Genomic DNA, 13,887 nt, shown 5'->3' with positions numbered 1-13,887 from the left:
GAATGTGTTGCAGTAAACGCGATTAGAATGAGAATAAGCTTTTTCATGGTTAACTAATTGTGGATCATATCTTTTTAAAAAATTGAAAAAATCGTTGCCACATATTAGGACGTTTAACGACAACTTCTCCTATGTAAACGATATCTTCGTCTAAATCGACGATTAATGAACATGTGCTCAATATCTTCAAAGAGGGAGAACTGGTTGAGGATGAAGTAGAGAAAAATCGGAAATTCCGATTTTTCTACCAAGCCTACAAATATTACAACCTCGACGCCATCATTTCCGTAGGCTACCGTGTCAAAAGCCATCAAGGCACGAAGTTCCGTCTTCTTTATGTCCGCAAAGGAGGCAAGTTCTTGATGTTTGTAAATAGATTTTTTTCGCAATATTAAATTATTCCCTATCTTTGGAGTCATTCTTGATTTTATTCATCTTTTAAATATCAAGGAATCATGACAGAGCAAATTTACATATCGTCCCTTTCGCTCATTGCCTAAAAAGGCAGTCAAACCTCGTTTTTTTATAATTAAGCAGTTGTGTAATTAACTTATGCAATGTTTGTCTGCCCGAAATTTCATTAGATTTTGCTGAGCGCTCCTAAAAGGGTATATCCTTCTACAAGGACGAATTGCAATCAAAAATCAAATTCAACAAAAATTACAAAACATTTCCAGATATAGCGCCAATTAGGCTTTTCTGAGTTTAAATATATATTCCCACATGGGCAATTTAAGAACAAAAGATTTAAGTAAGATAGGTTATCATAATGATCAGCTACGAAGTCTGGTTATTGGTATAGTTTCCAAAAATTTCAAACACCACAGTAAGCAACAAATACTTGAGCTGTTGGTGGATATTAAGAACGATCCAGAAGCATTTTTGGATAATGAATTGACAAGTAAAATAGCCGAGAAAATAATGGGCAAGAAAGAAGGAGCCCCGTTTAAAGCTTACACGTTACGTGATGAACCGGTATTCTTTAAAACATATGGCGGTAAGGGCATAGAACCATCTGCAAAAAAACAAATGGAATTCGCCAGCCTGTTGCCGGTGAGCATACAAGGCGCTTTAATGGCAGATGCGCATATGGGATTTGGCTTACCTATCGGAGGTGCGTTGGCTACGGATAACGCTGTTATCCCATACGCGGTGGGTATGGATATCGGCTGCCGCATGGCACTTTCTATTATTGATGAAAGCGATAGTTTTATAAAAAGGTTTGCATACCAAATCAAGCAGGCATTAAAAAACCATACCCATTTTGGAATGGAAGGGGGGTTGGACATCAGGCAGGAGCATGAAATTTTAGATAGTCCGGTGTTCAACGAAATACCTTTTTTGAAACCGCTAAGAGGTAAAGCCGTAAGGCAATTGGGTACCTCCGGAAAAGGCAACCACTTTGTGGAGTTTGGTGAAATAGAGATGCTGGCCAATAATGTCCTGGGATTACCGGCCAGAAGGTATCTGGCATTATTAACACATTCCGGAAGTCGCGGTTTAGGTGCGGCTATCGCTAAACACTACACAAAGCTTGCTATGGACACCTGTAAGTTGCCGCGGCATGCACAACAACTGGCTTGGCTGGACATGAATAGCGAAGGGCAGGAATACTGGCTTGCTATGACATTGGCTGGCGATTATGCCAAAGCCTGTCATGACCGTATCCATTCGAACCTATTGAAAGCTTTAGGGCTAAAAGCAATCTGTGTAGTGGAGAACCATCACAACTTTGCCTGGAAAGACAAATTATCTAATGGCAAAGAGGTGATCATACATCGTAAAGGCGCAACACCAGCACATAAAGGTAAACTGGGCATTATTCCCGGTAGCATGACAACACCAGCTTACCTCGTGTCCGGCAAAGGAAACCACGATGCCCTGTATTCCGCATCGCATGGTGCAGGCCGTGCTATGAGTAGGCAAAAGGCTAAGGATAGCATGACGGTATCCGCCATGAAAAAGATGCTTATCAATGCCGATGTTACTTTAATCGGGGGGACGGTTGAAGAAAACCCTTTGGCATATAAGGATATTGACGTTGTCATGACTGCACAACGTGATTTAGTTGATATCCAAGGTAAATTCTATCCACGTATTGTTAGAATGAATAAAGAGTAATGATGAAGAAAATTATGATACAAATTACATCAGGTAAAGGCCCGGCAGAATGCTGCCGGGTTGTAGTCTGTGTGCAAAGTTTAATGATTAAACAGGCCAAACAACAAGGTTTTCAAATGCAGGTGCTTGAAAATAAGGTTGGCGAATTAAAGGGAGCACTATTGTCTTCCACTATGATGCTTATAGGCAATAATCTGGATGACTTTTTAAAAGAATGCGTAGGAACGATACAATGGATCGCACAAAGCCCATATCGTAGATACCACAAGCGTAAAAATTGGTTTGTGGGTGTTGCCGCCTTCGATGTGAAGACACTAATGCAATGGGATCCCAAAGATGTTAAGCTAGAAACCTGCCGATCATCGGGTCCCGGTGGGCAAAACATAAATAAAGTTGAAACAGCCGTGCGCGGAACACACCTGCTATCAGGCTTACAAGTACTTGTTATGGATACACGCTCCCAGTTGGAGAACAAAAAACTTTGTTTAGCCAGATTGCAGGAAAAATTATTGGTCTGGCAGGCAGAGCAATTGATGGAGCAACAGCAAAACCAATGGCAGAATCATTATGAGTTGGCGCGTGGCAATGCCATCAAAATAATTAAGCGCAATTTGTTCTGATTCGGCTATATACGTATTCCACCGACAATTGTACCACCGAGCTTAAAAGACAAAAAAGATCATCATTTGTTTTTCACTCTCCTCCCATACTCCCATAGACCATCGGTATAACTTATTGTTTCTAAGTCATCAATGTCTGATGCAGCAAGGGGTCTTAAAAGTGCTCTATCGCTCTCCAGTACAATTTGATTATCAAAAAACTCAACTAAACTCATCTATCGTCTGTTTTTCATATTCTAGTAGCCATTTATATCTCTCCGGTACAGTCTTATTAAAAGTTTGCACATAATATGGTGCGATTCATTTCGTCACATCTTTCCCCCTCATTTGCAACTCCCTTTGTATTTCCTTAATCTTTTTAAGATTAACAAACACTATTGGTAATAGGGCAAGAGGTACGAGAACAAGTGATGTAAAACCTTTTGTCATCCACTTGTATAGTGATAAAATGAACAAGGATAGTAGTAATCCTGCCAAAGCTGCTGTCGCAGTGCCGATTGTTTTTTTATTTTTGATGAGTTCTTCGGTGCTCATTTCAGCTAGAGGCGTATTCTTCACAACTTAAGAAGGTTTGATATGTCTATAGTGATTAATGTCCTCTCTAAAAATAGAGAATATCAGCTACATTAGCAACGTTAATTACTTTTTCTTATGAAGATTCTGTAAGCTGCATATTCCGGGCATCCGACCGAAATGCCTGGCACAAATCGAACCGTAGTATCCAACTTGTAAAGATTGCATATTCCGACAAAAGTACATCGCATTGCTCCAACGGGTGTATTAATATCGTATTTACTGGGATTGACAGCGGTCGCGATACCAAGTATCGCGACAAAACATGTCGCAATACTTGGTATCGCGACAAAATTCATTTAACTTTGTCGCGATAAGAAATGGTGTGAATAAAAAAAAACAAATAGAAACTATCTTGACCCTTCTGGCTGGAGGTAGTTTGTCTATTGAGCAGATTAGTGATCGACTCGGTTTTACCATTGAGCGACGGACATTACAGCGACGGTTAAAAGAGTTAAAGGAAGATAATCGTATTGCCGTGTCGGGAGACGCCCGTGCTACACGTTACTCATTAAAAGAAAAACAACAGGACTTGCCAAAGGAGCAGGAAGATCTGGTTCCTCTGTCTCCGGAAGGGAAAGAGATTCTTGGTTTTATTACCAAGCCCGTAGCCAAACGGAAGCCGGTTAGCTACAATAGGTTGTTTTTAGAGCATTACCGCCCCCATATAGATAGATAGCTAATTTTGTCCCATTAACATTCATAGATGTTCCAGAGGAATATTATGTCAGAGGTCTTCTTGGTGTATACGAATTGAACCGTATCGAGTTTTTTAAAGACGTTTTTATCTGGGCTTATGAAAGATCAGCGATGCGCTATGCTGCGATCCGTCAATCATTGGGCGAACCGGACACATTCCGTTTACAATATCGCGACAAAATCCGGACTGTTATACTGAATATTGTCTTGCAGATGATGAATAAAGACCTGGCCAAACACGCCATACAAAGCGAAGCCCAAACACTGCCGGCTGATGATCGCAACAAATTCATAGAAGCAGTGGAAACGGAACTGTTGGGTATGCACGAAGGAAATTATGCCCGGTACAGGGTTTCGCTTGACGAGTTTAGGAAGTGGCATATAATCTGGAACAACTCTCATTGACCATATTTCCTGAATAGATATAGCGAAAACGTCCATCCCATGGCGCCAATTTCTTCGTCATCTTCTATGCTGTAAAGATTCTGCCAATTAAATCGAGCAGTAAAAAAGATTACTCAAATATCGCAAATAGTTTTAAAAACTAAAAATATTAGTATTTTTGTTGTTCAGATTTTGAACAAAGTGTTATTAACGTTCGAACATGATACGCAGCAGATTTAACAAATGACAGCAGAATTGCAAGCGATGATCGAAAGACTACCCGGCCTGCCGGGTGTCTATTTCTTCTACACCCAACACGACGATCTGGTCTACATCGGCAAGAGCATACACATCCGTAAGCGTGTGCAGCAACATTTTCAAGGCAAAGACAGTAAATCGCGCAAAATACAACGCACGGTGACACGTATCGCCTGCGAGCCGATGGGGAGCGAACTCATCGCCCTGCTTTATGAGTCCGACCTTATCAAGCGCCACCAACCGCTTTATAACTGTGCACAGCGGCGTACTATGGACCGGTTCGGATTATATATACAGCACGAAAATGGCTATAAGGCACTGCGCATTGTGAATAACCAGGAGCGGGGAGACGAGATCATTACCTTTGCCGGGATAACGGAGGCGAAAAACACCCTTTATCGGCTCACGGAAAAATATAATCTCTGCCCGAAAATAAACGGACTCTATAAAACACGGTCTGCCTGTTTTCATTACCAGATCAAGAGCTGCTATGGTGCCTGCATTGATCAGGAAACTCCCGAAAGCTATAACCAGCGTGTCGATACGTTCTTGCATGCCCATCGTTTCGAGCGGTTTACCAAACTATTTGAGGTAGAAGGCAGAAGTTCCGCAGAAAAGGGGCTGGTCTATATCGAGTGCGGTATCTACAGAGGGTTTGGCTTCTGTGCCCGGGAAACACCCGGGGACCAGCTGATAAAACACATCAGATACAGAGCCGATAATAAAGATGTACGCCGTATTTTGATGCGGTATTTGATAAGTGGGTAGTCATTTGCAAAAATAGATAACCTGCTACAAAGCGCAGCAAGATAGATGGATTGTTTATTTATTAGAAAGATTATTAGAAGAACAAAGCATAAACATCTATAAACAGATTAGTGTTCACTGTAGAACCGTCAAAAAAATAAATGAAATATAAAAAGACAAACCCCCACAAAGACTTAAAACCCTTTATTCATTTCTATTGGGAGTTAAAAGGGAATAAACTTGAAAGCCAATGGGAACGTGTTTTTCCAGACGGCTGTGCAGGTGTATTGATGAATTTGGGAGATCCTTGTTTAACAGATAATGGCTCACTTTCTTTGGAATTTGGAAAGACGACAACCCATTTGATTATCTTAATCAATTTTTCTGATAGAATAAAAATAAAAAACAATCCATTGCAATCGGTTATTCAGGATATTGTCTGAAGCTAACTTTGCGGAAACATTAAATATTTATAAAAATGCGAAAAATATCACTTTTCATCGCAATGAGTTTAGACGGCTACATTGCAAAACCTAATGACGACCTTACTTTCTTAAAACTCGTTGAAAAAACAGGAGAAGACTATGGTTATGGAGAATTTACAGACACCATTGACACATTGATTATTGGCAGAAGAACTTATGATTATGTGCTTAAAAATGTCGGTCTATCTCATTACGACAACGGACGACGAGATGTTTATGTCATCACAAGAACGGAAAGACCGAGAATAGGTAGAACTACTTTCTATACAGGGAATTTAACTGAATTGGTCAAACGACTGAAATCTGAAAAAGGTAAAAATATTTATTGTGACGGTGGAGCGGAGGTAATAAATGAGCTGTTGAAACACGACTTAATAGACGAGTTTATCATTTCGATAGTACCCATTTTATTAGGTAACGGAACAAGACTTTTCAAAGACGGCAGACCAGAGCAAACACTTGAATTTATCAAAGTCAAAACGTTTGAGACAGGATTGACACAACTGCATTACAAGCGACAAAAATAAAACCTCAACTAAATTGAATGTTTTCTTTCCTTTCAGCGACTTGTTGAAAGGCTTTTTTCTTTCCCTCAGGCAAAGCGAAACGGTAGGAAATATTTTGTAGACATCATTTTACAAAACTTCGGAATGCTTGATATTGAGAAAGACTTAAACACAGGTATCAGTCAAAGACAACTTCGCAGAATTTTTGAGTTTTATGTCGGAGATACTGCCAAGACATTCAGCAAAGTTATTCGTTTTCAAAATATTTTAAGAGCAAAGCCCTCAAAGCAAAGTTTGCGGCAGAATAAATTATTCTTTGACGCAGGCTACGGTGGATTTTATTGACATCCACAGCAGATTGGCTTTATGAAAACCACAGTTCATAGTACATGATAAGAAATTTTACATGACAACGTCATCATGTAAAGAAAAAAGGATTATCTTTACATGATGATGGGCTCATGTATAAAAACTTTACACGATGAAACTAAATGTTGAAACACCATATAACACGCTCCCTCCATTACCTGTAGCACAATCAAAAATTGAGACAATACGCGTTCTGCGACAAGTAGTAAAATCATCTATTGCCTTGGCAGAGTTGAAAGGTATAGCTCATACATTGCCTAATCCCTCCATTTTATTGAATGCAGTTATTCTAAAAGAAGCCCGTGCAAGCTCGGAGATTGAGAATGTAATTACTACGCATGACAAACTTTATCAAGCATTATCAGCAAAAGGGATAGAAATAGATTCGGCGACAAAGGAAGTACTTCGCTACCGCGAAGCAATTTTAGAAGGATACAGCGTTGTAAAAAAACGAGGATTTTTAAACACAAATACAATTGTTGCTATTCAAGAAGTATTGGAAGAGAATAACGCAGGCTTGCGAAGACTGCCCGGTACTGCGTTGAAAAATGCCGTTACAGGCGAAGTGATCTATACACCTCCTGACGATAAAGATACGATACTCAGGTTGATGAAAAATCTTGAAGATTATATCAATAAAACCGACGATGAAGTAGTTCCGTTGATCAAATTAGCGATACAGCATTATCAATTTGAAAGTATTCACCCGTTTTATGATGGTAACGGAAGAACCGGTCGCATATTGAATGTACTGTATCTCATTATGCACGGGCTACTCGATAGCCCAGTGCTCTATTTAAGTGATTACATTATTAAAAATAAAGTAGATTACTATCGTCTGCTACAAGAAGTAAGGGTAAACGATAAATGGGAGGATTGGATTCTTTTCATGCTGAACGCAGTTGAAGAAATATCGCGACAGACCATTCATCAGATAGATGCCATCAAGACCTTATTCGCACAAACGCAGGATAAGATGAAAACCGAAGCGCCAAAACTCTATAATAAAGAATTGCTGGAGCTTATTTTTGAACAACCTTACAGCAAAATTGAATTCGTCGTCGAAAGAATGGGGGTCTCCAGAATAACTGCATCTAAATACTTAAAAGGCCTGGAACAACTGGGTATTGTGATTCCTAAAAGAGTTTGGAAGGAAACCCTCTACATTAATCAAGCATTGTTTGATATATTGAAGCAATAACCGATGGTGACGATGACAATAACTCTATAGTTCAACTATCTTCTCAATCAAGTTCAACGACTAAAAAACAAATTAAGATGAAAAGTCAGCAATCGCTGTTTCAATCGCCTTTTCAAAATAAGGGAGTTTATCTAACCATTGAAGTAGACGACGTTGATAGTATCTACAGCGAACTGAAACAAAAAGGAATTGAAATCAAAATAGACATTCGCAACGAACCGTGGGGCGATAGGCATTTTGCTATACAAGACCCAAACGGAGTTGGTATTGACATTGTAAAATATTCACCACCGCAGGAATAGCGGTCATTGGAGAAGACCAACCAAATAGATAAAACTGAAATAAAAATGAATACGAAATGAAAATAATTGAAATCACTTTTGACGACTTTACAATTACGACAGACAAATCAAAAATGGATATTGTTGCAATCCACGACTTTCTATCAAAATATTCAGGTTGGAGTGACAATATTCCCATTGAAAGAGTAAAGACTTCAATTGACAATTCTTTAAACTTCGGACTATTTCATAACGGCAAACAAATTGGGTTTGCAAGAATCATATCGGATTTTTCAACTATTGCTTACTTGGGAGACATTTATGTTTTAGATATTTATCGAGGACAAGGACTTTCAAAAAAACTAATGGACGCTGTAATTAAACATCCGAATTTGCAAGGATTAAGACGGTGGATTTTATTGACATCCACAGCAGATTGGCTTTATGAAAAATATGGCTTTCGTAAACTGCCAAAACCAGAATTATATATGGAACTATTCGACCCAAATGTTTATAAAACAGACACACAAAATTAATTTTTAATCATTAATTACGGCACAGTTTCAATTCCCGTAAATCTCAAATTTTCGTCATCCCTATATAGCCAGATACCGAACGTACCGCCCTCATGGCCTGGAGCAAGTTCATTCTTTTGGTAAATATTATAGAACACAATTACCACATCAGCATTATGTTTGTCTACATGTAGCTGTTTAACGGAAGACTTAAGCCTTCTTATTAAATCGGGGTTGAAAATATGGTATAATTCAGATTTGAAAAAGCGTGATGCCAGCATGTTCTTATTCTCGCATAGAAAACATCTTATTGAATCTGTACTGTTTAATATAAGCTCTTCCATATTTCTTTCGTCTATCAATCGGATTATGTTATCCGCCCTATCGTAGGCCTTTAATGTGTCAACTTGTGCTTTAACAAATGTTGTTATGAATATTAACGCTGATAAAAAGAATAATTTCATGTGTAACGACGGTTTAATATACCAGGCGGAGATCGGAGTCCCCTTTTTATTTTATCACAAGTTTAGTGAATATTTGTGACAAAATTATTGTTTTCAGCACGAACCGAGTCAAATAGAGACTCGAAAGCGAGTAGGCCCTGAGTGGAAACCTGTTGGTTTTAACGCACAGATAATCATCTCCTTAGAACCCGACTCGAAAAAGGAATGTGCGTATTCTGGAGGTCTTTAAGACCATCCAAGAAATCCAGTCGAGTAAAGGTCATCTTATTTGCTGGACATAATTCGGATAAGTGAGTATACCATTACGATCTCGCTGTCAGCTATCGTGATTTTGACTCTTTAAATTTAAGGCTCGCTATCGCTTTCAATAATGCCTTATGGTTTATCTCGCTTAGGTTGTGGCCTACCAGACAAAACCTCTTTGTCATGCGGTAAATACCATCGTGAGGTTCTGTATACCATATACTATCCACAAATATACCTGTCTTACCAGTCCCAATTATTTTGGGATTAACCTTAATAGCCGGAAAATGCTGAATTACAGTGTCTTTATATCTTTCTATAAGATAAGGTTTCAAATGAACAGAATCCCTAAGATTGCCTTCTTGAAAGCTGAAGTAATAGCTAGAAATATTTTCAAATTCTTCAGAACTCATTGGTATAGTGTCCATTTCAAACATCTCATCTAGCGTGCCGCTTATTAGATTGCTCGAATAGGGGCCGTAATCGAAAAACAAAGTGTCTTTCGAATCTATAGCAATTAACCCAACATAAGAATCTATTCCTTTTTGGGGGATGTATTGCCATGACGAGGGAATCTTCAGAGAAAATGCTCCGAAATCTCTTGTTCGCTCCCTACAGGAGACCGTTAAGAAAAAGGCTAATATGACTGTAATAAATCTCATAGTACTAAGCGATCATAATCTGAAACCAATTTTACGTGCTGTAATATGTTGTCAAAACCTATATTGATACTCATACAACGATATGTTCTACTTGTTTCCTTTTCATTTTCACCAATATTCCACAAATGGCAGAAGCTATCATATAGTACACGCTGATTTGTGGTTATTTTCTAAACACTAACATCAACTTCGTGTCAACAGCTGGTTGTCCCTGTTCAATAACTTTAGCCGTAATATACAATATAATATCATCAGTCTCTTCCATTTTGCCGATAGTACATCTGAATAGTGTGGCGTCGAAAGGCTCTGAGAAATCTAAGTCTTCTAGTTTCTCTACCGGGACATCTTTATATTCCCAAGTGTAACCATGCCAAGCATTTGAAAATGTACTATTCGCTTTGTCGGCCAATAAATGAGTCCTAAACGCCAAAGGAGCATCATCAATATAGATTTGGCGATGTATTGTGTCAATGTATAGGTAATCTAGTAACGACTGTTCGTCGTTTTCACTTTCTGAAAACGTTATTATATGATCCTCATGAATAATACGTACGCTTGTCGAATCTACTTTTATCAATCTCTCGGAATCCAAAGCGGTTAAAATCGACCGGTACTCATCTTCATCAATCCCTAGATTTTCATGATAAGGGAACGGCTCACCAGGTTCTAAATGTAGGATCATTTCTTTTGCCCACTCCGGATTGTTTGCGAGACTTTCTTGCATTTTCTGCAAGATTATTTGCTGTTCAGGACTTATAGGAGGAGTGTCTAGGATGTCTGCTTGATATGTTCCTTCTTTAAGTAGATCTACTGCAAAGGAATAGGCCTTTTCTTCTATGGGTATTGTTTTAGATTGGCAAATCCCTTTATACATAAACGCAAATAGGAAAATAAAAAATGCTAGCGATGTTTTCATGTTTTTGTTGATTAGTTATAACTTGCCATAAGTATCCGAAATTAGTCTTCCATCAAAACCAATTTTATATTTCGTATTAGAAAAATCCGTAAGTAAAATTCCGTCATTTTCGATTTTAAATTCTTCTTTATTGTCTCCCGAGACAAAAATATCTGCACCACTAAATTCCCATTTTATTATTCCCTTTTTATCAATCCTAACTATTTGAAGTTCACCGTGAACAACATAGTCATCTCGTAATTTAAACACCTGAAAACATGTGGCTGGGTCGACCTGTGTCTTCCATTCTAAGTTTAGATATGGAAGCGTAACGCAAAATATGGTGTCGCAACAGCAAATTAGTAAATGCTCGTCGTCAAGTAGCGAAGAATTTTGATGAACACCTGTAGCGCCACCGGAGCCAATTATGATACAACTATCAATTACTTGGTCGTCTCGCCAAACCTTGATGCCGTGTTTTGAAGTCGGATATTCTTGTGTATCAATACCGAAATATTGTTTCTTGTAAAAGAAAGAATTATCTGCCGATCCCAATCTATAATCTTTCTCGTCAAGTATTTCAATTGTCAGATCTTTATATTGATATCGTTTCAATTTGTAATCAGTTTTGGCAGATTTCCCATTAGAAAGCTACTCCGTTCATACTTTCCCCTAATCTGTTCCTGAGTTTCACCTTTCGTACTCTTCGAATATTTAAAGTCACCGCCAAAGTTAGGATGGACACCTCTTGCTCTCGTATTTACCTTTCGGTATAATGGTTTTTTAGTTTTGTTTCCAAACATTCTATACTCCATTTAATATTATCATTTGCAGTACTTTACTAATAATGACTTTCCAGAGTCGAATCCGAGATTTCGCAGTATTCTGAAATCCTCGCAGGCAGACTCTTGATCATTCAACAAGAGATAACAGTAACCGCGATTTATCAAAGCTTTTTCATTTTTAGGGTTTTTGGCGATCATCCTGTCAAAGTACGTTATAGCGCCATAAATATCACCTTCCTCAATCCGCTTCGCAGCGTATCTAGTATATCGTTCATCTGTTAAAAATTGATCCATAAAATTGAAATCTATTTCCAGAGTGACTTGAGCGTCAACAGGCTCTCCATTGTAATGAGCCGGGTTCCAATACTTTGCCATTTTACTACAGGTTTTAATAAATTCCTTGTTAAATTTATCATCCATCCCTTGCAAGATTTTTATATTATCTACGAAGCCAGATTTACGAACAACAAAAGTTGCCAAAAACAGCCGCCCATAATCCTGGGAAAAGCCCGTCATATATTTGCTATAAGATGGCATCGCCGTTTGCAAAGCATGGCGTAGTCCATAGGGGTTCGAAAAAGTAGGATGGATCTTTCGACTGGCTTTGTAAACCGTGTCAGTTTTGGAAATACCTACCAAATCCTTTCCGTTCCATTCCGATGTATTTTGTAAATGTTCGTATCTAATTAATGTTATCAATAGTGAACTTGGATCTGTTACTCCTAAAGTTCCCGGTTGGACGACAATTAAGCTATCCGAAGTAAGATGGATAATTCCCAATGTTATTTTGGCGTTAAAATTGGTAGAAATCTCTATTGTACCGTTTCTATCCTCATAAGAATTGAAGTTTCCTGCATGGGTATAATCAGTAATTATGGCAGCCTTGTTCTTTGGTTTGAAACTGTATTTTAAGAATGCATATTTCAGCGGGTGCGATTCTTCTACTTCCGTGTCGTCTAAATAGGTCACACCTACTTTTATCCAATCGCCTAACAAGGTTGCTTTTTCTTGTGCCTTTATTGGGAAAAATCCATATAGTAAAAAGAAGAAAGTTGTTATTGCTAAATGGATATGGTTACTATTAGCTTTTGAAAATATGTTTCTTAAATTCATAATTTTCAATCTATTCAGGTTTTTGTTTTTATATTTTAGCCTTGATATCATCTGCTTCCATGTTGGAAAACATACCTCCAATTTCTTCTAATGATATTTAGTGGATTCCGGATTTGCATTATTACACATCATTATTTTTTCATACTGTAAATTTTGAGACAAAGCTTTTTTATATGGAATTCATAATTTCCTTTAATTCTCTAAAAGTAGTAAATAGACGATGAAATACCAATGGCACCAGCTGAAACCTTCCAAATTTTATAACCCAATCTTTTTTCAGTACTTTAGAAGAATAACTAAACACAATTATGATGTTCAATTTTTTAGGAAGAAAGATAAAGCTCGCAAGGGGAAAAATACAAGACCAGCAAGAGAGGATGAATTACGGGATCAAAAAAAATCGATTATGGAAAGTATAAAGCAATTGATGAATTGGTATGCTTCGAATTGTGATGATGATTGGGAACATACATTTAGTATAAAAATACAAACTATTGATAATCCAAGTTGGAGTTTTAAGGCGGATATTTTAGATACGGAAGTGGAAGGAAAAACTACTTTTGAAGAATCAATAGATGATGACGATGACTGGTATAGTATAAAGAGTGATGGTAAAACTTTTAAAGGGTATGGGGATCCGAAAAAACTTGATTTCGTACTAAATAAGTTTGCCGAATTTATAAAGCCATGAGATTATCCCGGAACCAGCCATAAGGAATAATGCCTGCGAGTCAGATTAGTAGAATTATGCCTATTAATCAAACAAAAGTAGATTTATTTGACTGGGGTAGTCGTTAAATATTAAGATTATGAATATATATTGTACAACGGATCAACATGTAAATTCACTGCTGTATTCTCATCAAGCCATTTTCTTAAGTAATCTTGCCCCCACCGCTCTTGGCCTGCCCTGTTCTCGCATTGGGCATTCACGGAATGCAGTGTGTTATTTAATAATAGCATACA

19 protein-coding genes are annotated in these 13,887 nt (G+C 38.0%); 12 read left to right on the top strand and 7 right to left on the bottom strand.

The window, feature by feature from the left end; all coding sequences use genetic code 11:
* Positions 1 to 113: 113 nt before the first annotated feature.
* A complete protein-coding gene (locus H8B21_RS20915) occupies positions 114 to 419 on the bottom strand; it encodes a hypothetical protein (protein WP_449618949.1) in 306 nt (101 codons plus the stop codon).
* Positions 420 to 723: 304 nt separating this feature from the next.
* On the opposite strand from H8B21_RS20915, the gene H8B21_RS13860 reads away from it, so the two are divergent.
* Together H8B21_RS13860 and prfH are read left to right on the top strand one after the other, a co-directional pair.
* Entirely contained in the window at positions 724 to 2,121 is a 1,398-nt protein-coding gene (locus tag H8B21_RS13860; protein ID WP_190314365.1) for an RtcB family protein, read from the top strand.
* Positions 2,121 to 2,741 (top strand): peptide chain release factor H, encoded by a 621-nt coding sequence (gene prfH / locus H8B21_RS13855; protein WP_190314364.1) that lies wholly within the window; start codon positions 2,121 to 2,123, stop codon positions 2,739 to 2,741. Before H8B21_RS13860 ends, prfH begins: the two co-directional genes overlap by 1 nt.
* 300 nt (positions 2,742 to 3,041) lie before the next feature.
* Here the strand turns inward: prfH and H8B21_RS13850 are convergent, their stop codons facing one another.
* Complete coding sequence (locus H8B21_RS13850; protein WP_190314363.1) at positions 3,042 to 3,299, bottom strand: redox-active disulfide protein 2; 258 nt, start codon at positions 3,297 to 3,299, stop codon at positions 3,042 to 3,044.
* A 280-nt stretch (positions 3,300 to 3,579) separates the two neighbouring features.
* Between H8B21_RS13850 and H8B21_RS13845 the strand changes: the two genes are divergently transcribed.
* From H8B21_RS13845 to H8B21_RS13805, 9 genes are all read left to right on the top strand, one after another.
* Positions 3,580 to 3,993 carry a hypothetical protein gene (locus tag H8B21_RS13845; protein ID WP_190314362.1) on the top strand — a complete coding sequence of 138 codons (414 nt, stop codon included), beginning with the start codon at positions 3,580 to 3,582 and terminating at the stop codon, positions 3,991 to 3,993.
* 74 nt (positions 3,994 to 4,067) lie between these two features.
* Positions 4,068 to 4,418: a hypothetical protein gene (locus H8B21_RS13840; protein WP_190314361.1), complete on the top strand. Its 351-nt coding sequence runs from the start codon at positions 4,068 to 4,070 to the stop codon at positions 4,416 to 4,418.
* Between the two features lie 312 nt (positions 4,419 to 4,730).
* Positions 4,731 to 5,423, top strand: a complete 693-nt coding sequence (locus H8B21_RS13835; RefSeq protein WP_317170406.1) for a hypothetical protein — start codon at positions 4,731 to 4,733, stop codon at positions 5,421 to 5,423.
* Positions 5,424 to 5,563: 140 nt separating this feature from the next.
* A complete protein-coding gene (locus H8B21_RS13830; RefSeq protein WP_223815032.1) occupies positions 5,564 to 5,845 on the top strand; it encodes a DUF6597 domain-containing transcriptional factor in 282 nt (93 codons plus the stop codon).
* A gap of 35 nt (positions 5,846 to 5,880) precedes the next feature.
* The gene (locus tag H8B21_RS13825; RefSeq protein WP_190314359.1) at positions 5,881 to 6,414 is read left to right on the top strand and encodes a dihydrofolate reductase family protein; all 534 of its coding nucleotides are present in this window, start codon (positions 5,881 to 5,883) and stop codon (positions 6,412 to 6,414) included.
* A 123-nt stretch (positions 6,415 to 6,537) separates the two neighbouring features.
* Positions 6,538 to 6,738: a hypothetical protein gene (locus H8B21_RS13820; protein WP_223815031.1), complete on the top strand. Its 201-nt coding sequence runs from the start codon at positions 6,538 to 6,540 to the stop codon at positions 6,736 to 6,738.
* A gap of 136 nt (positions 6,739 to 6,874) precedes the next feature.
* The gene (locus tag H8B21_RS13815; protein WP_190314358.1) at positions 6,875 to 7,963 is read left to right on the top strand and encodes a Fic family protein; all 1,089 of its coding nucleotides are present in this window, start codon (positions 6,875 to 6,877) and stop codon (positions 7,961 to 7,963) included.
* Positions 7,964 to 8,040: 77 nt separating this feature from the next.
* A complete protein-coding gene (locus tag H8B21_RS13810) occupies positions 8,041 to 8,265 on the top strand; it encodes a VOC family protein (protein WP_190314357.1) in 225 nt (74 codons plus the stop codon).
* Positions 8,266 to 8,321: 56 nt separating this feature from the next.
* A complete protein-coding gene (locus tag H8B21_RS13805) occupies positions 8,322 to 8,780 on the top strand; it encodes a GNAT family N-acetyltransferase (RefSeq protein ID WP_190314356.1) in 459 nt (152 codons plus the stop codon).
* Between the two features lie 14 nt (positions 8,781 to 8,794).
* Here H8B21_RS13805 and H8B21_RS13800 read toward each other — a convergent pair whose 3' ends face one another.
* From H8B21_RS13800 to H8B21_RS13780, 5 genes are all read right to left on the bottom strand, one after another.
* Positions 8,795 to 9,223, bottom strand: coding sequence for a hypothetical protein (locus H8B21_RS13800; protein WP_190314355.1), 429 nt, complete (start codon positions 9,221 to 9,223; stop codon positions 8,795 to 8,797).
* Between the two features lie 320 nt (positions 9,224 to 9,543).
* The gene (locus H8B21_RS13795) at positions 9,544 to 10,128 is read right to left on the bottom strand and encodes a hypothetical protein (protein ID WP_190314354.1); all 585 of its coding nucleotides are present in this window, start codon (positions 10,126 to 10,128) and stop codon (positions 9,544 to 9,546) included.
* Positions 10,129 to 10,291: 163 nt separating this feature from the next.
* Positions 10,292 to 11,044, bottom strand: a complete 753-nt coding sequence (locus tag H8B21_RS13790) for an RNA polymerase sigma factor FliA (protein ID WP_190314353.1) — start codon at positions 11,042 to 11,044, stop codon at positions 10,292 to 10,294.
* A 15-nt stretch (positions 11,045 to 11,059) separates the two neighbouring features.
* A complete protein-coding gene (locus H8B21_RS13785; protein ID WP_190314352.1) occupies positions 11,060 to 11,638 on the bottom strand; it encodes a hypothetical protein in 579 nt (192 codons plus the stop codon).
* Between the two features lie 209 nt (positions 11,639 to 11,847).
* The gene (locus H8B21_RS13780; protein WP_190314351.1) at positions 11,848 to 12,921 is read right to left on the bottom strand and encodes an energy transducer TonB; all 1,074 of its coding nucleotides are present in this window, start codon (positions 12,919 to 12,921) and stop codon (positions 11,848 to 11,850) included.
* A gap of 220 nt (positions 12,922 to 13,141) precedes the next feature.
* On the opposite strand from H8B21_RS13780, the gene H8B21_RS13775 reads away from it, so the two are divergent.
* Complete coding sequence (locus H8B21_RS13775; RefSeq protein WP_190314350.1) at positions 13,142 to 13,612, top strand: Imm53 family immunity protein; 471 nt, start codon at positions 13,142 to 13,144, stop codon at positions 13,610 to 13,612.
* Positions 13,613 to 13,887: the final 275 nt, after the last annotated feature.

This window comes from Sphingobacterium chuzhouense, from assembly GCF_014692525.1.
GTDB lineage: Bacteria > Bacteroidota > Bacteroidia > Sphingobacteriales > Sphingobacteriaceae > Sphingobacterium > Sphingobacterium chuzhouense.
The sequence above is the reverse complement of the archived record's forward strand: the minus strand, read 5'-3'. Positions and strand labels throughout refer to the sequence as shown.